Source organism: Dyadobacter sp. HNCC25DJ186 (genome assembly GCF_056895235.1).
This window is the reverse complement of record NZ_JBXHAS010000003.1, coordinates 883,825-905,006: the sequence shown is the minus strand read 5'-3', so window position 1 is coordinate 905,006 and position 21,182 is coordinate 883,825. Positions and strand designations below refer to the sequence as shown.

At 40.9% G+C, this 21,182-nt stretch carries 19 protein-coding genes; 1 reads left to right on the top strand and 18 read right to left on the bottom strand.

Annotated features, from left to right (window positions below; all coding sequences use genetic code 11):
- Window positions 1-136: 136 nt before the first annotated feature.
- Window positions 137-1,528, bottom strand: a complete 1,392-nt coding sequence (locus AC1XUO_RS13650) for a purple acid phosphatase family protein (RefSeq protein WP_483330367.1) — start codon at window positions 1,526-1,528, stop codon at window positions 137-139.
- A gap of 191 nt (window positions 1,529-1,719) precedes the next feature.
- On the opposite strand from AC1XUO_RS13650, the gene AC1XUO_RS13645 reads away from it, so the two are divergent.
- A complete protein-coding gene (locus tag AC1XUO_RS13645; protein ID WP_483330408.1) occupies window positions 1,720-3,918 on the top strand; it encodes a B12-binding domain-containing radical SAM protein in 2,199 nt (732 codons plus the stop codon).
- Between the two features lie 66 nt (window positions 3,919-3,984).
- Here the strand turns inward: AC1XUO_RS13645 and nagA are convergent, their stop codons facing one another.
- From nagA to AC1XUO_RS13560, 17 genes are all read right to left on the bottom strand, one after another.
- Complete coding sequence (gene nagA / locus AC1XUO_RS13640; protein WP_483330366.1) at window positions 3,985-5,091, bottom strand: N-acetylglucosamine-6-phosphate deacetylase; 1,107 nt, start codon at window positions 5,089-5,091, stop codon at window positions 3,985-3,987.
- A 45-nt stretch (window positions 5,092-5,136) separates the two neighbouring features.
- The gene (locus AC1XUO_RS13635) at window positions 5,137-5,700 is read right to left on the bottom strand and encodes a pentapeptide repeat-containing protein (protein ID WP_483330365.1); all 564 of its coding nucleotides are present in this window, start codon (window positions 5,698-5,700) and stop codon (window positions 5,137-5,139) included.
- A gap of 20 nt (window positions 5,701-5,720) precedes the next feature.
- Window positions 5,721-6,017, bottom strand: coding sequence for a thioredoxin (gene trxA, locus AC1XUO_RS13630; protein WP_235150930.1), 297 nt, complete (start codon window positions 6,015-6,017; stop codon window positions 5,721-5,723).
- A 101-nt stretch (window positions 6,018-6,118) separates the two neighbouring features.
- Window positions 6,119-7,168, bottom strand: a complete 1,050-nt coding sequence (locus AC1XUO_RS13625) for an acyltransferase family protein (protein ID WP_483330364.1) — start codon at window positions 7,166-7,168, stop codon at window positions 6,119-6,121.
- A 72-nt stretch (window positions 7,169-7,240) separates the two neighbouring features.
- Window positions 7,241-8,530 carry a hypothetical protein gene (locus tag AC1XUO_RS13620; protein ID WP_483330363.1) on the bottom strand — a complete coding sequence of 430 codons (1,290 nt, stop codon included), beginning with the start codon at window positions 8,528-8,530 and terminating at the stop codon, window positions 7,241-7,243.
- A gap of 38 nt (window positions 8,531-8,568) precedes the next feature.
- Window positions 8,569-9,453, bottom strand: coding sequence for a glycosyltransferase family 2 protein (locus tag AC1XUO_RS13615; RefSeq protein WP_483330362.1), 885 nt, complete (start codon window positions 9,451-9,453; stop codon window positions 8,569-8,571).
- A gap of 26 nt (window positions 9,454-9,479) precedes the next feature.
- Entirely contained in the window at window positions 9,480-10,430 is a 951-nt protein-coding gene (locus tag AC1XUO_RS13610; protein WP_483330361.1) for a hypothetical protein, read from the bottom strand.
- An 18-nt stretch (window positions 10,431-10,448) separates the two neighbouring features.
- Window positions 10,449-11,204: a DUF5672 family protein gene (locus tag AC1XUO_RS13605; RefSeq protein WP_483330360.1), complete on the bottom strand. Its 756-nt coding sequence runs from the start codon at window positions 11,202-11,204 to the stop codon at window positions 10,449-10,451.
- Entirely contained in the window at window positions 11,204-12,187 is a 984-nt protein-coding gene (locus tag AC1XUO_RS13600) for a glycosyl transferase (RefSeq protein ID WP_483330359.1), read from the bottom strand. The genes AC1XUO_RS13605 and AC1XUO_RS13600 overlap by 1 nt, the downstream gene beginning before the upstream one ends.
- Window positions 12,184-13,404 carry a glycosyltransferase family 4 protein gene (locus tag AC1XUO_RS13595; protein WP_483330358.1) on the bottom strand — a complete coding sequence of 407 codons (1,221 nt, stop codon included), beginning with the start codon at window positions 13,402-13,404 and terminating at the stop codon, window positions 12,184-12,186. The genes AC1XUO_RS13600 and AC1XUO_RS13595 overlap by 4 nt, the downstream gene beginning before the upstream one ends.
- Before the next feature lie 52 nt (window positions 13,405-13,456).
- Window positions 13,457-14,116: an acetyltransferase gene (locus AC1XUO_RS13590; protein ID WP_483330357.1), complete on the bottom strand. Its 660-nt coding sequence runs from the start codon at window positions 14,114-14,116 to the stop codon at window positions 13,457-13,459.
- 3 nt (window positions 14,117-14,119) lie between these two features.
- Complete coding sequence (locus AC1XUO_RS13585) at window positions 14,120-14,818, bottom strand: WbqC family protein (protein WP_483330356.1); 699 nt, start codon at window positions 14,816-14,818, stop codon at window positions 14,120-14,122.
- A gap of 49 nt (window positions 14,819-14,867) precedes the next feature.
- Window positions 14,868-16,916, bottom strand: a complete 2,049-nt coding sequence (locus AC1XUO_RS13580) for an ArnT family glycosyltransferase (protein WP_483330355.1) — start codon at window positions 16,914-16,916, stop codon at window positions 14,868-14,870.
- Between the two features lie 4 nt (window positions 16,917-16,920).
- Entirely contained in the window at window positions 16,921-18,003 is a 1,083-nt protein-coding gene (locus tag AC1XUO_RS13575) for a DegT/DnrJ/EryC1/StrS family aminotransferase (protein ID WP_483330354.1), read from the bottom strand.
- Window positions 17,996-19,246, bottom strand: coding sequence for an ABC transporter ATP-binding protein (locus AC1XUO_RS13570; RefSeq protein ID WP_483330353.1), 1,251 nt, complete (start codon window positions 19,244-19,246; stop codon window positions 17,996-17,998). The genes AC1XUO_RS13575 and AC1XUO_RS13570 overlap by 8 nt, the downstream gene beginning before the upstream one ends.
- 18 nt (window positions 19,247-19,264) lie before the next feature.
- The gene (locus AC1XUO_RS13565) at window positions 19,265-20,092 is read right to left on the bottom strand and encodes an ABC transporter permease (RefSeq protein ID WP_483330352.1); all 828 of its coding nucleotides are present in this window, start codon (window positions 20,090-20,092) and stop codon (window positions 19,265-19,267) included.
- Window positions 20,093-20,095: 3 nt separating this feature from the next.
- Window positions 20,096-21,181 carry a hypothetical protein gene (locus AC1XUO_RS13560; protein WP_483330351.1) on the bottom strand — a complete coding sequence of 362 codons (1,086 nt, stop codon included), beginning with the start codon at window positions 21,179-21,181 and terminating at the stop codon, window positions 20,096-20,098.
- Between the last annotated feature and the right edge of the window lies 1 nt (window position 21,182).

Below are 21,182 nucleotides of genomic sequence, written 5' to 3'. Positions count from 1 at the left end.
CCACTGAAGAAGTTAAGACATTTCATCAACAAACTAACCTTTCACGCAAAGCAGAAAAGGCTGTGCGCAAAGGTCGCAAAGAATAAAACCTTTGCGATTTTTGCTTTTTTATCTCTGCGACCTTTGCGTGAAACTTTTATTCAGGCTTGTTTTTCCGTGCCTTATAATCGAGAAACCGCTGGTTATATTCTTTCATTTCCTTTTTGTTGAATCGCTTTTGCAGCCGCTCCGGGAGTTTCAATCTTTCTTGTATTTGCAGGGAATTTGAATATTCGGCTAATGTATTTTCTCCGTTGATATCTTTTTGCAAATCAAATGAATCATATAAATCGCCATTGACCGTGAACGCTTTGAAGGTAAGTAATGAATCGGTGATATTGATGTGCTGATAGAGCTGCGTGTTGGAAGCAGCGCGGTCCATCCAGCTTTGCAAACCGATATCATACATTTTTGGTCCGCTTACCGACACGACGTAAACGGGTCCATCCGGTTTTTTTCGGCTCTCACCTGAGGGCATATTAATTCCCCGCGCATAGGAATGATCATGGCCCTGCAAAACCATATCAACTTTATATTTCTTATACAACGGCTCCATTTTTTCTCGCCATTTCTGATTGTCGCGGCTCAGTTTTGTCGAATAAATCGGATGGTGATGAATGACGATGGTCCAACGCAATCCATGATTCTGGGCGACTTTTTCAAACCAGGCAGTTTGATGCTGCATGACCAGCGAATCTGAAAATGCTGCTTCTGAGTCCATGGTAATAAACCGTGTTCCCTGATAATCGATATAATAAGTCGTTTCAGACAGCCCCTCTGGCCCGTTTTCCGGTAAAACAAACTGCGGCCGCCAGTGCATCGAAAGCTGGGCTTTTTTATCCTTACCCTGAAAATATTCATGATTTCCCGGCGTCGACAAACTTGGTATCATGCCGTTCAGCCACCCGCCTGCCTCAAACCACTCACCCCATTGATAATCTTCGTTTGCGTTGTTGATAAGGTCGCCGGCATGAAGGATAAAATCGACTTTTGGAAAAGCCGAATAGGCACCGCGAATTGCACGCGACCACAAGGACCGGACATTACTTTGCGCATCTCCAAAATAAAGAAACGACAAAGGCACCTGCTGATCCGAAGCGGTTGTAAAATGAAACCATTCGCTCCATCTTTTTCCGTCACCGACGCGATACATGTATTGGGTTGAAGGTTTTAAAGCTGTAAAGTTGACCTCATGATACTGAACCTCTTTTTTGTCAAGTACAAGCGACTGGCTTTTTGCGTCCAGACGTTTAGTGTTTTTCTTAAAATCCGGTGACGGATCGGCCTCGTGAATTTCTGCAACCGCTTTTTTAACAGATATGTCCGTTCGCCAATTAACCGCCCTGGAATGCGCAGGGTCGCCTTTCAAACCCATAATGATCCTGTCTGGGAAGTTTGATGGCGGATAGGATTTATTCGTCTGTGAAAAACCAGATTGAAATAAAAAGAAAAAAACAACGACCGGAAAAAATTTAATTTTTCTATACAAAGAAAGTGTGTAAATCAATATCGGTTGGTTAAAATTAGCAAGACTGGTTTTGTTAACGAATAAATCAGTCTGATCGGATGTCAAGTTACCAGAAATATTGATTTCCTGCTATTCAAATCGATGCGTTTAATGATTATCCGATCCAAAACTCTCCGTACCTTTGTGTCGTGAAAATCGAGATCCGAAGTGCTTTGAAAAAGAAAACCTTATTTATTACCCCGCCTTTTACGCAACTGAATACGCCTTATCCCGCAACGGCTTACCTGAAAGGTTTTCTGAATACGCTGGGAAGAGAATCTCGTCAGGCAGATTTGGGTATTGAGGTTATTCTCGCACTTTTTTCTTCAAAAGGATTAAAGAAATTATTCGAAGATCTGGACAATTCGGACGCGGAACTGACAGATAACAGTTTCAGGATTTATTCACTTCGGGATGAATATATCAGTACGATTGACCCGGTCATTCGTTTTCTGAAAAATAGAAATCCAACGCTGGCGCATAGTATCTGCGACCGGACCTATTTGCCTGAAGCATCACGTTTTCAGCAGCTGGAAGATATGGACTGGGCTTTCGGGACGATGGGGATCCATGATAAGGCCCGGCACCTGGCAACTTTATACCTTGAAGATCTTGGCGATTTGATACAGGAAGCTGTGGACCCGCATTTTGGATTTAGCCGTTATGCTGAACGTCTGGGAAGATCTGCGACGCATTTTGATGAAATGTGCGAAGCGCTGGAAATGCCCAATACTTTGTTAACCACTTTGCTGGTTGATATACTGGAAGAGAAAATCAAAACCTACCAGCCTGATATTCTTTGCATTACTGTGCCTTTTCCCGGGAATTTATATGGCGGTATGAAATGTGGACAATACGTCAAAAAATTTCATCCCGAAATGAGCGTCGTGATGGGCGGTGGTTTCGCGAATACTGAATTACGTTCACTAAAAGAGCCAAGGGTTTTCGATTACATCGATTTCGTTTGTCTGGACGATGGCGAGGCACCTCTGCTTTCTCTGCTTGAATATCTGGATGGCGAGCGAGATATTGACCAGCTAAAACGGGTTTATGCGCGCACAGACGGAAAGGTTATTTATTATAACGGAGCAAAAGAAAGAGACGTCCCGCAACGCGACACTGGAACGCCGGATTACAGCGATCTTCCGCTGCATGATTATTTGTCGGTCATTGAGATCGTCAATCCGATGCATAGGCTCTGGAGCGATGGCCGTTGGAACAAGCTGACGCTTGCGCATGGCTGTTATTGGGGGAAATGCTCATTCTGCGATATTTCGCTTGATTATATCAAACGTTACGAACCGATGACGGCAGCCTTACTTTGCGATCGCATCGAAGAAATAATAGGACAAACGCAGCAGAATGGATTCCATTTTGTTGATGAGGCTGCTCCTCCGGCGTTGCTTCGTGACCTTGCACTGGAAATTATCAGGAGAAAATTAACGGTTGTCTGGTGGACCAATATCCGTTTTGAGAAAAATTTCACGCATGACCTTTGTCTGCTGTTAAAAGCTTCGGGATGTATCGCCATTTCCGGTGGACTGGAAGTAGCTTCTGATCGTTTGCTCGAACGGATGAAAAAAGGAGTAACTGTCGCACAGGTTGCGCGCGTTGCTGATGCATTCACACAAGCCGGCATCATGGTTCATGCCTATTTGATGTACGGGTTTCCTACACAAACGATGCAGGAGACGGTTGACGCTTTGGAAATGGTGCGCCAGTTATTTCAGCAGGGAATTGTTCAGTCAGGATTTTGGCACAGGTTTGCAATGACAGCCCACAGCCCCGTCGGACTTCATCCTGAGGAATTTGACGTAATGCGGATTGGCCCGGCTCTGGGTGAATTTGCCAATAATGATCTTGAACATAACGATCCGTCAGGTGCAAACCACGACCTCTTCGCCGAAGGTCTCAGAAAGTCATTATTCAATTATATGCATGGCGTATGTTTTGATTTTCCCTTATCAAAATGGTTTGATTTCAAAATCCCGGCAACCACAATTCCTCCGAGATACATCGAAAAAAGTATCAGCCACTTCCCCGATGCAATTCCGCGCACCAACGCCATGGTAATCTGGATGGGAAGTTTGCCGACACTTTCAGTTTTTCAGGAAAAACAAGGAAAACGGGTTATAGAAATTGCAGAACTGGTATTCTACAATAAAAAACAGGAATGGGCATTGGAAACATCGCCCGCAATAGGAGCGTGGCTTGAAGATAAAATGCCGGAATTGCTAATCGGAAAACACGATCCATACCCATTTGAACAGCTAAAAAAAGACTACGAAAAGCTTGGCCTGGGAGACTTCGACCTTTTCATTAAATCAAAAGAATGGGAAGAACTGAAAAGCGGCGGCCTATTGATCGTATAAAACAAACGCAATGGATTATCGCGTCCATTGCGAAACCCATTGCGTCCATTGCGGTTAATAAAAAACTTACCGAACAACCTCAAACTTCATCAATTCATCATCAAAAGCAGTAAAAACAGCCGGATACCCAACCGCAATGCTGCCAACCTTATCCGATAGACCAACCGCCAGTGCAGGACGAATAGTCGCCATTTCAATCGCCTCCTGAACCGGAATACCCATTTCTTTCACCGCATTTCTTACCCCGTCACCCAAAGAAATTGTCGCACCAGCCAGATTTCCCTCTGAATTCATATACTGACCATTTTGTAAAAAAGCATCAAACTCTCCCCATTTAAACTCTGTCACTTTTTCACCAACAAACAAAGCGTCGGAAATGAGGAACAATTTATCTTTTTTAGCCTGATAGGCAATTCGTGCTGCGGCATAGTCACAATGGACACCATCGACAATAATAGGAGCGTAAACGGAATCCGTATCAAAAGTTGCCCCAACCAGCCCAGGCTGGCGATGCCCGAACGGCGACATAGCATTATACAAATGCGTAACCAACTTAATTCCTTGCCCGAATGCCTCTGTGGCCTCCTGATAAGTTGCATTGGAATGACCGGCTGATACCGTGATACCGGATGCTAAAAGTCGGTCGATCTGTTCAGGCGTGAATATTTCAGGGGCAATCGTGATTAACTTAATTACATCCCGGCCATGGCTGATGATCGCTTCCAGTTCTGTATCCGTCGGTTTTCTTACATACTCAGTAAGATGAGCGCCACGTTTGACAGGATTTAAAAAGGGCCCTTCCAGATGCATTCCCAGAACTCCGGAATCTGGATTTTTGCGTTGATAAGTTCTCATCGCAGTAATCCCCTTTAAAATATTTTCCAGTGAAGAAGTAATCAAAGTTGGAAAAACATAGGCTGTTCCTTGTAGCAGACTTGACTGATAAATGTCATCAATCGTCTCTTCGTCAGCCTTTTCAGTAAAGTGGAATTGCTCACCGCCGTTGATATGTATGTCGAAAAGACCGGCGCTGATATTTTGAAAATGTTTTAAGCCAGGATTGTTTGAAGAAGCTTCAAAGCCAGCAATCACTCCGTTTTCGATGGTAATAATCTGATTGTGCAATACCTCGTGGCCGGTATACACCTTTTCTGCAAATATCTGATTGGACATAAGTTAAATACTTAAAATGACGGTTTAGGAATTAAAATATATAAATCACTTGATGACAATATCAAACTTAGTCAGAAGACCTGCCAAATCGGTAGACAGGAACTTGGCTTTTTTTACATTATTACTCGCAGGATCAATAGAAAAATTTTGGCTCGTCGTGAAGTCAACCCCGCTCAGATTGGTGGATAAAAAAACTGCTCCGAACAAATCACAGTATGTAAACTTCGACTTTGACAAATCGGCCTGCGTAAAATCAGCTCCGTTGATTTTGCAATCGATGAAGAAGCTTTTATTCAGTTTTTTATTGTCAAAATTCGCGTAGTCCAGCATACATTTCTCGAAACGGACAGAGAAACCAAAATCTTTGGTATCAGAGAAATTTACACCGATCATCTTGCAATCGACGAACTCGACGTCATACATTTTGCAATTCGTGATGACCGCATTACTCAAATTACAGCCAATAAAAGAGCAGTCGGTGAAATCAGTCCCGGAAATATCAGTGAAAGTGCAGTTGGAAAATTCAACCTGTTCAAAACTTTGCTGAGGCAGATACTGACCTGTGAAATCGATATGACTGATTGACTCGACGTTTCTTTTATTGTACATTAAAATTAGACTTATAAATTCTACAAATATTTACTAATAACGCTTTTCAATTGATTGGCCTGCACCACGCCCGACTGACGCCACATCACTTTGCCATGCTTGAAGACGATCAAAGTAGGAACGCCCTGAATTTTATATGCCTGTGCGGCGGATGGATTTTTATCCACATCAATTTTTACAATCGTTGCTTTATCTCCCAAACCAGCTTTCAATTCTTCCAGAATAGGTTTCATCAGTTTACATGGGCCACACCATTCTGCGGAAAAATCAACCAAAACGGGCTTGTTGCTATTTATTAAATCTGAAAATGCTGACATATGTTCTAATGATTTAGTACGACATAATAACCAATCCCGGTAAGGAATGGTTTAACAAATCTGATATGATTTTCAGCGATCAAAAATCGTACGAGTACCCCTTAGCCAAGCTTTGTTTTTAAAAACTTCCCAAAGCGTTTTTCTATGAATTCGTAAGTAAAATGCGAATACAGGATTGTTAAAGAAATCGAAATAATCAGCGAAAAGAAGATATGGGTTTCTGATGGAGTCCATTTGAGGATCCGAAAAAGGCAGATATTTACAAAAATCAATACGATGGCATGATTCAGGTATAGAGAATAAGAAATTCGCCCCAGATACTGAAATGGCTTGCTTGAAAGAAGCTGCGTGATGATACCGGTGGAAGATGCAAAAATAATAATTCCGACAGAAAATAAAACGGGGAAAATCAGTTTGATCAAATTCCATTCATAATGATGGGTCATATACATCGCCGCTATCATAACGATCAGAAAAGGGATTTCGAAAATATTAAGATGCAGCGTTCTGTCGCGAAGAAAGGCGAAAGTAAAAATTCCCATGCAAAAACACAGCAGACCGCGAATAAAACCGTAGTCATATACGAGCATATATTCGCCCTTGTAAATGATAAAAGCGACACACGAGATGCTTAGGATAAAAAACGCCCAGTATTTTTTAGCTGGGACGAACAGCAGTACCAGACCAAAAACGATATAGGAGATCATTTCAGAGGATATCGACCACGCCGGATAATTAATCCCCATCCAGTCACCCAAGACAGGCGTTGAACCCATGAAAGTCAGTGTATCAAGTCCTGCCTGCAAATAATACGATAATTCCATATCACCCACATTTTTGAGCGCACTTTGATCACCAATCAGGTTGGCGATGATGAACAATACTTCCGTGTAAAAGAGCAGGGGATAAAGCCTTATAAATCGTTTTTTGATGAAAGTGCCGAAATCTTCTCCTGTCTGGATTTTTTCGATATAGTTCATCGCAATGACAAAACCGCTCAGAACGAAGAAAAAGTCTACAAAAAGGCTGGAATTGATGACAAAGAAGTTGTTGTAAAAAATTGAATCCCGAAATGCATTATGATGGTGGGCGACCACAAGAATGGAGAAAATCCCACGTAATCCATCCAATTGTTCAACTCTTTGTCTCATGTGCAGATTTAATGAGCCTCAAAATATGAAAATAATCTGAGGCTTCTTTCTCAATATAGTGCTGTAATTTAACTAGGAATTGGCAGTGACCAATTGCTCCTGTGCCGGTTTTGCGTTGAACTTGTCAAAGTATTTTATGCCCAGAAAGCGGATCATTACAGCATAGGGGAACCAATAGGCAATGTCATAGGGCCGTCCGCCGGAAATTAATAATACGATAAGCGACAAGAAGAAATAGGCAAGAAATGTCGATAGCGGACTGGTATTTCTCTTAATTTCCTGCAAAGAATAGATAAAGAGAAATAAATTAAAGCCGTTGAAAAACAAGAAGCCAAGAATTCCATGGTTAACCCAGGCTTCAAGAATCGGAATGTCAAGAAAACCGAATTTATATCCCTTACCAAGGAATACGTCCCAGGAATAGAAAGTTTCCAGAAAGTCTGCAAAACCACTAACCCGTCCCATAGCAGAGGCATCAATATCGGCTGTTTCAGTGAGCTTGACACCCAGTGATGTGAAAATTACGTCCATGATCCTGTCCTCGAAAACGCTCCAGTAATTCATGAGACTGTAATACACGTTACTGTAAACTTTCAGGAAATAGTTGATACCAAAGATGATAACGATTAGCACAATCAGGTTCTTGAAATTAAAAATGCTGCCGATCGCCGAGAAGATTCTTGTTACCTTAAAATTATAAAAAACATACAATGCTACCATAATTCCGACACCAAGATAACTGGATTTTGCCAGAGAAATTACAATTACACCAAGACTGAAAAGGACTGAAAAGTATAAAAATAACCGTCCGAGAACGCTTTTATATCGAGGTATCAACACAAGTGCAGTGAGCAAACAAATTACGCCATTCCGGGCAGTAATGTGAGGATTCCCTCCTGCTTGCGCTCCTTCATTCGAAAAACTGACTGCTGCACGCATACCGACCGTCCAGCTCGGATCTGTCATGAGCGAGTAAACGAGCGTTATATTTGAGAAAAGTGAGAAGAAAAAAAGGACAGGCACCACTGTCTCCTGGACATCACTCGGAATACTTAGCAATAAAATCAGGAACGCAAAAATAAAAACGTAATTACCAATATCTGTGACACCAGTACCGACCGGATTGAAAAACACAAAATAATACATTGAAATTGCCAGGAACCCGAAACCTAAATAAAAGAGTATTTCGTTTGGCTTGTAAAACCTTAAAAACAGGTTTGTCGGCGTCATTAAAAGAAGCGCCAGAACAAAGAAACCGGCTGTAAACGTACTACTTGCGGGACCAATCCCAAGGGTATCACGAAAAAAGAATATCAAAGGAAATCCGTTAAACATCATTGCGATGCCTACGGAATACCTCAAAAAATTAAAGTTTCTTATTAAAGTTGTTAGACTCAAATTCATCTTGATAATCTGAAACGTATGTATTTGAAATCAAATCGCAATAAAAAATAGGACACTTTTCGAATCCTGCACCAAAGATACCGTATTTTGTTAAGAGCAGGGAATGATATCGCAGAATTGTACAATTTTTGTATTCTGAGATGCTCCTCTGAACCTACGGAGGCAATGGTTGACGACTTAGCGTCTGCATGAACTCTTAAAGCGCCGCCAAGCCCGTCGATCTTTATAATTTTCGTCGAATCGTGCAGCGTGTAACGTGTGATAAATTCATAGTCAAATGCAAATCGGAACGATTCATCGAAATTGCCATATTTTTCAACCAGCGATTTTTTGAAAAACAACGATTGGTTATGGATCTGCATACCTTCCAGGATCTGGCAAGTCAGGCTGTAAGACGTTGTTTTCAATATCTCCGTCACTTCGTCATCCGTTGTAATCATGAACAGGTCGCCATACAAAATATCAGCTGCATGGTCCAAAGCCGCTTTTCCAAAACGCTGAAAAGTGCCGGGAAAATATACGTCGTCCGAATTTTGAAAACTTATCCATTCACCCGTAGCTCTTTCAAGTCCTTTATTAATGGCATGAACCTGACCCTTGTCTTTTTCAGATACCCAGTAGGCCAGATATTTTTCATACTTTTTTATTACCTCAACACTTCTGTCAGTAGATCCTCCATCGACAATAATATATTCCAGGTTCGGATAGTTCTGGTTCAAAACGCTTAAAATAGTGCGTTCCAGAAAATCTGCCTGATTGTAGGAAGGTGTAATGATCGTCAGCTTTGGGAATGCCTTGCTGGTCTTATCAGCTAAATTATTGATCGTCAATTTTGATGTAAATTCACGAAGTTCTGCTGTACTTTCCTGAAGAGGTTTCATACTTGATTAATTCCTGTTTATTGACCTTAAAACTGATCAACGAATTTTGTTATAGCTTTCAGCTTACCAGCAATATTTTTGCGTAGTGCTCTCTGACTGCTGATATTAGAAGGTTTGCCAAATGCTGGTTCACCACTTATTTTTAAACTTTCGTACTTTTTTAGCGAATGCTGATATTGGTCAAACAACCTTTTAAAGATACTGTTCTGATTAACCAGGCCAATATGTTCTGACCAAACCGGATGATAATTTCCAAGTCCGGCGAAGTCTATTGAAATGAGTTTTTCGTCGTCGATAAAAAAAAATCCGTTCTCTTCTTTCAGATTTTTATTCAAAACGCTGTGTAAACCGTAATGCCAGCCTGCATGCTGCACTTGAATCGTGTTTTTAACCCAAACCGGCGCATAATTAAGCCATAGCTGATCCATACACATCCCGTTACAAAGATCAAATTTTGCTCTGTCAATGGTCCGATGCGACCACCAGTCTAATAATTCAGAAGTTGCTTCGCCTGGTTTTATAACCCAGCTTCCTGAATGAAACATTCCAATATTAAGAATCCGCTTGTCATCCAGCATATTGGACTTACCAAGCGGTTTTGTTATATGCGGTGTTAAAAGCAATTCCGCAGTGTTATTGGTAATTTCCTGTATAGAACTGAAAAGCAAAGTTGTCGGTGCCAGAAATGTTAGCTGTTTGCAATCCTTCTGTTTTTTTAAAATACCTTTTGCAAACCAGGGCCGGGAAGCAGCAACAATTTCAAAGTCAAAATAAGTTGAACACATTTGTCCCCATTCCGGCACATCAATATCTTCAATTGGGATCACCTTAATTCCATTCTGAACTTTTGGCAACGGAAAGGTATCTGCCCAGCCAATGTAAAAGAGAGAATCGGGATGAAACTGCAACACAGAAGCTCCCAAAGCCAAAGCATTCGGTAATTGTAATCTGTTACAGACGGTAAAAATTATATTCATGCTGTGCGTTTCTCTGTCCTATTTAAAAAATGGAAGACTATCCAGGTTATTCATATCTATTCCACAAATTCCTGTTGGCCAGGCGTCCCGGTTATCGGCGTATCCGGAAATATTTCTGACATTTTTAGAAAACCTGCTTTGTACGATTGGGGTTGGTTTTCTTAATTGCGGCCAGAAACGATTCGCTTCGATTTCCCAAAACAGAGAATCTTTGTTTTCAAATTTATCACTTTGACGATATTCATGCGCCTCCTTTTTCCTGGCAGACAGCGTTTTGATCATCCGCTGCACGTTGCATAACTTCAATCCGTCACTTTCAAAACTTTTGCCTAATTCCTGTTTCTCGTTTTCATTCAGACCCCAGATTCTTGAAAAGTCATTTGCAATACTGTTTTTTGAGCCAGGATTTTCAATTGGATTTGCGTGTAGATAATCATATCCCTGCTTGCACCAGTAGTGTATTTCATCTTTAACGATCCAGCTGTTCAGTTCGTGAATCAGAACAAAATCGCTCCACGTAAACCGTGCGTAAAAATCTTCCATCAATAACAGGTTTGATAAAGCCTGTCTTGATTCAAAATATTTTGACTTAAAGGTCAGTACTTCCACCCGTTTGTCCTCTGACTCAAAGGCCGATAGATCAGCTCCTTCATAGGTGAACAGAATGACCGGATATTTTGATAACGCTTTCAGACTATGTCGTAAAACCGTTTCTTCGTGGACAGTCAAATCGGCATTTAATATCGGAATCAGTATAGATACCAGCTCTTTCATTATAAGGTATCAATCTGATCGATTAAATATTTAACAGGCATGTTAAGGTATTTTCTGACACGAACATATCTTTTAACTTTCGCCGGTTTTATATAGGAGCAGGGGAATTTTCGATAATATGCGTTGCCATTATTGATCAGGCTGTTGCGATAAATATCAAAAAGTTCAGTCACATCTTTTCGCTCAGAAAGCTGGAACCTGTCCTGGTATTTGGATAATACTTCCGGTTTTTCCGGATCATATCCGCTATAATGAAAAAATATCAGCGGGTTGTTTTCATTTACATAAAAGGTGTTTTCTTTTTTTGAAAAAAAGCGTTCATGCAAATTCCAGTAGGCGGCATTATAACCAGGATTTCGCTCTATATGCGTATTCGGGACAAAAACCGGTAGAAAATTCATCCAGTTCTGATCCACAAATAGCCCGTTACACAAATCAATCAAACACTCATAGCGCAACTTTTCTTCCCACCATTTGATAAATTCGGTATTTGGCTCGCTTCTCCTGAAAGCGACAAAACCAAGATTATAGATTCCGGTATTTAAGTGATGTAGCTCATTCGGCGTAAGTCTGTCTTCAATCGGCGTGTTTACATGCGGCGTTAAAACGGCCTCATGTTTTTTCAACGAATCGAGCAAGCCAGTCAAAGGCTGGTATATAATGATATCCGGGTCAAAGTAAATTACATTTTTTGCCTCCGGATAATTTTTAAAAAAATAGGTAAAGTAAAATGGCTTTACTGCAGTGTTCAGCTCTGTGATATTGTAGCGGCTGCACATATCTTCAAAACCCACAATTCCGATTTTGTCAATTTCGATCATCGGATACTTCGGGGTGTAAGATTGCTCGAAACTGACACCTTCCTGATTATCCACCAGACCGATGACGAAAAGAATTTCGGGGTTTGTAACAGCCAGCGAATCGCCGAGTGTGCGCGCCTGAGCCAGGTAATTTATAGAACAAATGGTAAAGGCAATGGTCATTGATTGTGTTTTTCGGAAACCTGCAAAGGTAGATACTTTTGAATTATCGCTTCAATTTTTGCAACACTCTTCACAGTATTGTGACGTTCCAAAACTTTTGTACGACCTTTTTGGCCCATGGTTTCCCTAAGGGAAGGATCCAGAATAAGTTGAATCAACGCTTCTGAGGCCGCTGAAATGTCCAGATAAGGAACCACAAACCCAGCGTCAGATTCGATCAGTTCGGGCGCGCCGCCTGCTCCATCGAAACATACAACAGGCGTTTCGTTCAGCGCTGCTTCAAGAACAACGAGCGGATATGGATCTTCCCGTGAGCTCAATAACAAAACATCGAAACGGCTGATATAATCAAGGGCCTGCGGCGTAGGAGGTATCAGAATAATTCTGTTTTCCAGGCCCATCAAATGAATATCACTTCTGATCAGTTCGAAAATTTCATGCTGCGGACCAGCACCAACCCAGACAAAATACACATCCAGCGGATTGGTTTTTTGAAGAACTCTCCTCGCAATCCAGTTGAAAATGTCATTGCCTTTCCGCCACTCGGCATTGCCGCATCCACCGATCACTACAGCATCTTTTGGGATTCCGTATGTTTTTTCAAGAAGTTCAGGCTGTGCGGCTTCTAATTTCTTATCAATATGATCATGGTCGATCAGTGTAAAAATACTTACGCGATCTACCGGGAAATCATAATCGTTTATGTAATGACTGGCAACGGCGTTAGAAACCGCAATCAGATGATTTGTCTTTTTTAGTAATAAAGAAAGATGTTCCTGATAGGTATATATTTTAACAGACATGCCCAGTTCGTGAACGAAAAGGACAACAGGTAAATCATGCAAAAATTTGAGAAAGTTGTAATAAACTTCGGCATTTGCCACTGAGTTCACGAAGACTAATCCAATATTCTGGCTTTTTAACTCGGCTATGGCGCGTTCGTTCTCCTTTTCAGTTGCATGTTTTTCATACAATTTGTGCAATCTTACTTTATGTAAAACCTTGTCGGAAAGATTTGAAACGGAATTTTTATTACTGTATAACCTTGTAATCGTTACCACCTCAGCAAATTCTTGCTCTAATACGCCTCCGTTACAAAGCAGCAGGTGCATGGGAACGCCTTTCTCTTTCAGCAACCGAAGAAGCTGAAGCAAGAGAAGTTGGCTTCCTGCCCGGTTTGCGTCGTGACTTATAAATAGTATTTTTTGCGGAGTCATTAAGGTAAGTTCGTTGATATCGAATTGAGATCTTAAATTAATTAAGACGCTCTTAATAAGCTTCGTAACTTAGCTTTCCTGGAACTTTTTTTGCAGGGTTTCCTACATAAATGCCCCATTCTTCTGTGTCCTTCGTAATGGCAGAAGCCATGCCAACCAATGTTCCCTGTGCGATTGTCATATAGTCACGAATCGTACTATTTACACCAAAAAAGGAATAGGATTCGATAACACAATGCCCGGACATGACGACATGAGACGTAAAAAACACGTGATCTTTAATCTGTCCGTGATGACCGATATGGTTTCCACTCCACATTACTACATTATTTCCAACCGTTGTAAAGGGTTGGATCGTATTATCTTCCAGTATGAAACAATTTTCACCGATAACTTTTCTGTCAAGAATTGTCGCATAAGAACTGATATAAGATATGAACTGGTAACCCTTTGCTTTCACCTGATTGTAAATCGCTTCCCGGTTTCTGTTCATGTTCCTGCCCGTCATAGGAGCGAAAAATGAATATTCTGATGGAGGAAATACCGTTTCAACATCTTCAAAAGCTACCAAAGGAAGCCCGCGAAATGATTGTTCCGTAATGTATTCCCGATTCACCGAAAAAGCTACTACTTCATGTTCTGAATCGTTTTCAAGATAATAGTGGGCCAATTCAGCCGTATCCAAAACTCCAAAAATAATAACCTTTGCCATTCTCTATATTAGTTCGAATTCTTTAAGAAGTTTAGCGATGTTTTCTTCATCGTTAAACATTAGTATGTCAATAATTGATAGCCAAGGTACGAAAGCATTTTTAAATTGAGGATAAGGGCTGGCAACACTTTTGATGAAATCCAGTCTGATATGCTCCTTTTCAAACTTATTTTTTTCGTATAACTCCATGCCACCAATCGGATTGATGTAGTGGGAAGCATTTTCCTGCTTGCAAATGTCCAAAATCCGTTCCTGAGCTTTTAATTCTGAATTATTGTAAATTCTCGAAGAGGAAACAATTTCAGTATGGATATTCATGTTTCCACAAACCTTTTTCAGAGCGTACAGGGTAAGCTCAGCGATGTTTTCACACCGGAAATTTACGATTTCTTCGATTAGCAGAAAAACCTTTTGGTAATTGGGTGCTTTCTGGTAGGATTGCTGAATGGTTTTCAGGAACTTCTTTTTCCATGGATCATCGATAGCAAGCTCCACTTCATGGATAAGTTTATTCTGGCTGGCATCTTTCAAAGGTATCGTAAAAAGATGCGGCTTGCCGGAAACCAGAATCTGGTTTCGATTGATCCAGCCTTTATTGATAAAATTGACATCGTCATAAATTACAAACTTATCCACAGCATTGATCAGCTGAAAATACCCGATATACGGGAAAATATAAGGTTGCATTATGGCAATAGTCATATTATATTGATTAGTGTGATGAATTTAATTGATTGATTATCACTGTTTATTATTTCAACTTTCTGAGGTAATAATCCTCACCTTTTACGATCAGATGTTTCATGGTTGTATCTGTCCCTAATCTCAGATCTGTCGGCAAGGCTTTGATTTTCGTCGTATCGTTTATTACGCTTCTTGCATAAAACAAATAATCTGCATCCTCCGGGATTGGTTGTAAACCTTTTTTAAATGGATTGATGGATATCAGTCTTCTGGACAGTTTCGATCCGTATAAAGGATATTCAAAGTCATCGTTGATCGTAGCCAGGGCGACTGTTGCATCTTGCGGAACAATCGAATCGTAGGCCAGATAAGGTTTAGTGATATCAGGTCTTGCGAAAGTCTGGAATTGAATGCGGTCCATTTTCAAAGCAGACTCATGTCCGTATACAGCAAATGGCAGGCAACGAACATTCAGGAATACAGACATCAAAGCGGAAGTGCATCCCAGCAATACAATCATTAACACATAACCCTTCCAGATTTTTCTTCGCGGCTTAATGATCGACAGGCGATGATTTGAGAAAAGCAGCAGTAAAAAGAGAACGCCAAATAAGCCAGGTTCTATGAAATATCTTCCTTTAAAGGGATCGTAAACAGCTGTGTATGAAATGGCTATGTAATCCAGTATGAACGCAAGGGCGAGAAACCAGTGAACCCGGGACCAGAATACTCTGAAAAAAACAAGGAATATTAAAGGTAATATCAGTGCAAAACCAAATACACCCCAGTAAGGATTGGCATTGTAAAAGTCGAATCTTTTCTGGAAAGTGAAAGGAACGATGGCATATACGGTTTCCTCATCGAGCCTTAAATTCAGTTTATCTTCTAAAAGGATAATCGGCTTGCGAATCTGTGTGTTCAAATCATAACCCCACTGCGCATTACGGATACCGTCCAGATTAAAAAAGTCATAACCGTAACGGATCACATTTCGGGTTCCTTGTTTGGCAAGATTTGCAGGCGTTCCGAACCTTTCAACGGATTGATGTTTTAAAGCAGTAGGAGGGCCAATCGGGTGGCCAAAAACCTGAATGTTTTTTATGTAACCTGTCGGTAAAGTGTAAATCAATACAGACAGAATAATCGCAATGCCCAGGCGGATTACACGATCAAAAAATACTTTAAAATTCGGCGAGATGAAAATGGCGTAAATCATGATCACAAAAACCGAAGGAAGCAGGAATGCAAAAGTTATTTTATGACCAAAAACAATTCCGAAGACCATACCTATTAAATACAGATACCGGTTTTCGCGTGTGTTGTAGAATGTGAAAATAAAATAAAGCAGACAACTCAGATAGGCAGTCAGTACGATATCCGTTTCTGTTGTGACAGCCTGCATCAAAAAGTCCAGGAACATTCCGTATGCCAACGCACAGAAAAAGCTTGCAGAAAGATTTCTGCCGATACGTTGTGCAATCCCGAATACCGAGATTAGCGTGATCCAGTATGAAAGATGATGGATAATTTTGAAAGCGTTTTCAACTTTTCCGGTAACCAGGTAAGAATAGATTTGAATCGCTGTAACACTTTTTGGATACGTATCCATGTTCCAGTTCGTGCCTCCAAAATGCTCCATTGTTCCCCGCTGGATATAACGAACTGCCCGGTTGAGATGGCCCGTCATACTATCCCATTCGTTTGGAACAGTGAAAATAACAAGAATCAGATTGGTAATGCCAACGATGGCTATTGTGCCAAACATCGCCAGAAAAATAAATTTAAGATAGGGAGATAATTCCCGCATCCATAATTTAAATGTGCTGAACCGGTTTCGCAGCATTTGACGAACAGAAAATGCCTGCTGCTGAGGGAAAAGTCTTGTCCAGAGGGCAAAATGCAGTGTTATTACAATGAAGGTGCCAACGATCCAGGCGGGCGTGTTAGCGGTAAGGTCCAATGCTGAAAGCACAAACCCTGTTGGGATTATGCTTCCAGTGAAAAGAACAAATGATGTGATGAGCCATTCGGTAAGTGATGGTTGTGTTATTTTTTTTGCAGTATAACCAACACTATATAAAAACAGAAAGAAGGAAAGTAGATAGAGAATAGCCATGAGACTATGGTGATAAATGACCGTTGATGATTTTACTGATTCGCTCTACGTCCGGAAGAGGCAGGCCAACATAAAGTGGCAAACTTAACACTCTTTCGGACATATCCTCCGAGACCGGGCAGGATATGTTTTTCGGCATGAAAGCCAGGGTGTTGAGCGATGGATAAAAATATCTTCGAGGAATTATATCTTCCGCTGCAAGTGCCTGCTGTACATTTCTCAGTACTTTTTCAGACGGGAAAACAACAGGATAATATGCATAGTTATATTCAATATCAGGGCTGATCTTCGGTTTTGAAAGGATATGCCAATTCAGGAAACTGTCGTAACCGTCGAAAATTTCTTTCCGTGCTGCAATGATATCCGGGACGTTTGGCAGGTTACAAAGACCCATGGCGGCATGGAATTCCGAGTTTTTTCCATTGATTCCGGCAAAATAATATTCCTCATCACCTTTGTGGCCGAAGGCGCGCAAAAGATGAAGTTCTTTATCAAGTTCGGGATGATTGGATATCAGCGCTCCACCTTCAATGGTATGGAATACCTTGGTTGCGTGGAAACTGCATGTACTTAAATCACCATAAGAAAACAATGATCTTCCTTTGTACGTGACACCAAAAGCATGCGCACCGTCGTAAATCACTTTCAGATTATGCTTTTTAGCAACTTCTTCAATTTTTTCCACGTCACATGGATTTCCATAAACGTGCGTAGCAAGAATTGCTGTCGTTTCCGGCGTGATCGCAGCTTCAATCAGATCGGCATTGATGTTGAAAGTTTCAGGATCAATATCTACAAAAACCGGTGTGCAGTTTTCCCAGATAATTACATTGGTGGTTGCGCAATACGAAAAAGGAGTCGTGATCACATCACCTTTGATCTCAAGAGCCTTCATGGCAATCTGAAGAACGATGGTTCCGTTACCACAAAAATAAAGATAATCTACATTGAGATACTCCTTCAATTTGGCTTCCAGCTCCTGTACCAAAGGACCGTTATTGGTCAGGTACCCACGATCCCAAATCTCACGAACGTATTTGATGTATTGTTCCTGGTCGGGTAAATATGCTTTCGTGACGTTAATCATTCACCAGGTGTTCAGTTTGTCTAATAGAAAAATTAAGCTTAGGGCGGATATAGCCAGGCCATTTTCCATACCAGGTCACGTTTTCACGATAATCCTCGATATCAAAAATAAGTGCCTCTTCCATATTGTAAACCACCGTACTGGTATCTTTTACAATCATCATGGAAACAACATAAGAACCATCATTCAGGAAATGGCCCGGAATTTCACAAACTCCCGTTACAAGTCCTTTCCCAAATTGCTGGGATTCTGTTCCTACGTTGAAGATACATTCACCCGTGAAGGTGTAAAGGTGCATACTTAAATTCAGATTCGCACCTTCTTCCATATTCCAGAATTCAAATTGGAAGTTCATCGGCGTTCTGACGTCAATGTGCATCAGATTGTCCTGATATTCCGCAAGCAGTCTGAAACTCTTGATTCGAACCTGATCATTGCCGGGAGCCTGATTGATATCGTCCCAATGGCGCTCCATTCTCTTGTGAGAAACTTTGCTTAAATAATTGGTAACGATATGGGTGGTTTCACCCTGGTCAATCAATTGTCCTTTTTCAAAATAGAAGGATTTGTTACAAAGCGCCTGGATTGCTGTCAGGTTATGGCTTACAAAAAGAAGCGTTCTTCCACTTTCTGAAACATCCCGCATCTTTCCAAGACATTTCTTCTGGAATTCAGTATCACCCACGGCCAAAACTTCATCCACAATCAATATCTCCGGATTTAAATGCGCAGCAATAGCAAAGCCGAGACGCACATACATACCGGAAGAATAACGTTTAACAGGGGTATCAAGAAATTTCTCAACGCCCGCGAAATCAACGATTGCGTCGAATGATTCCTTTATTTCTCTTTTTGCCATTCCAAGAATAGCACCGTTAAGATAAATATTTTCTCTTCCGGTAAGTTCCGGGTGAAAACCTGTACCTACTTCAAGTAAGCTGGCAACGCGGCCGTCAATGGTTATTTGTCCGGTACTCGGTTCCGTGATACGGCTTAAAATTTTCAGCAGGGTCGATTTACCAGCACCATTATGGCCAACGATTCCGATACGGTCCCCCTGGTCAATTGTAAAATTTACGTCTTTAAGCGCCCAGAATTCTTCTTTTTCGGTATAATCAGAATGAGAATTTTTGCGGGAAAACAAATCACTCACAACGTCGCGAAAAGTTGTCGGACCACCAGTCTTATGCTTGTGGTCAATAATATATTTTTTGCTGATATTTTCAGCTGTGATTACAGACATGGCCAAAAGTAACAGTTTCTAAATATGATCTACGAAGGTATTTTCCTTTTTACGAAAGTAAATTAAGGATAATATCAGAATAACAACTGAAATTATTGCAGTGGAGTAAACACTATTGGGATTAAAATATGCTTTGTCTCCCAACAGACACCATTTAAAGCCATCAATAATCCCAACCATTGGGTTCAAATTGTAATATTTTTCATACCACGTGCCTTGTGCAAGTCTGCTGCTGTAAGCGATCGGACAAACATAAAAACCCACCTGAACGATGAAGGGAATTAATTGTCCGATATCTCTGAAACGCACATTTAAAACAGCAAAGAAAAGGCCGAAACCCATCGAGGTAATAAAGGCGAGCAATAAAAATGCAGGCAGATAAATGATATTCCAGCTAAGCGGGTGATTGAAAAATACCGTTAGGATGAGGAAGATTCCAAGTGTTATTAAAAAGTCGACAAAACCGACTGCCACCGAACTGAGCGGCATAAGTAACCTGGGGAAGTATACTTTGGAAACAAGGTTAGAGTTGATCAGTATACTGCTGCTGATCTGCGAAAAAGTATTGGCAAAAAACGTCCAGATTGTGATTCCACATAAAACCATAAGCGGATAAGGTATTCCTTCATCACCCTTCAATTTGGCGACATAACTAAAAACGAAGACCATAACGGTCATGGTCATAATAGGCCGCAACACACTCCAGGCAACTCCCAATAGTGTTTGTTTGTAACGAACTGATATATCTCTTTTGGAAAGGATTATTAACAATTGCTTATTCCTCCATAAATCCTTCCAGTAATCTTTTTCCGATCCTCCGGCCTTAATTGTAGTCGTGTGCTGCATTATTTACGCTTTTACAGGCAGTTGAGTAGTGTCGTCCAAAATAGCTCTGTATATACTTTTAACATATACATAGATCAGCGCAAGCATCAAACCAACCAGTGCTCCGATCTTGGCTCTTTTCTTGCTTTCGGATTTTAGATCCAGGGGAACTTTAACATCTTCAATTAATGTGAAAAGTGGAGCTTCTTTTACAAGAGATACCCGCATTTTCTCAGCATTTCCGACCGCTTCGTAATAAAGTTGTTGTAGGAAACTATTATTTCTTTCCAGTTTGTTAACAGAAATTTTTGCTTCCGGAACGATTAACTGCGTACTATAATCCATTTCTCTTGCCAATCGGTGTTCGCTCTTACCCAAAATATAAGCAAGTGAATCTGCGCGGCGTTCCAGTAATCTTAACGTCGTTAAGGATTTTTTTGTTTGTTTTTCAGTATAAACTTCTTCAACCGTTTTAAGCAAGGTTTTCGCCCAAAGTGCTGCAAGCGTTTCATTTTGAATGGTAGCCGTCAGGGATATAAAAGAAGACTTACGTTCAAGAACGCCAATCTCCGTTGTACCTTTCATTTTAACTACCAGTTCATTTAAAACTGTACGTGCCTGACCTCTCAAAGAATCTGGATTTTGCTGTGTAAAGTGAAATCCCTGTACATCCGCCCGTCCGTCCCATTCATCTTCTTTAATGCCACTGGAATCGATCACAAAGTTGGCTAAAATAACTTTTTTACCATGAACTTCCACCGTCTTCATTAATGTCCTTTCTAATACGGGGCGAGATTCAACGAAGTAAAAGAAGTTATCACCGGTGAAAATATTCGCATCCGTTGCTCCACCGCCCATACCAAAAAGTCCGGCCAGATTTCCCATATCATTTGGCGTAGTGCCCCCACCCATATTGAAGACAACTGTGGCTTCGTAAGAGTTAGGTTTAATCAGGTAAAGGTCCATCGCATAGCCAATACCTACCCCTAGCAGGATAAAAAGAACTATGACTTTCCAGCTTTTTAAAATCGCATTTTTTGCCTCAACTACTTTTAAAATTACTTCCCTGGGGGTAATTTGTTCCTCAGCTTGATTAGTCGTATTCGACATT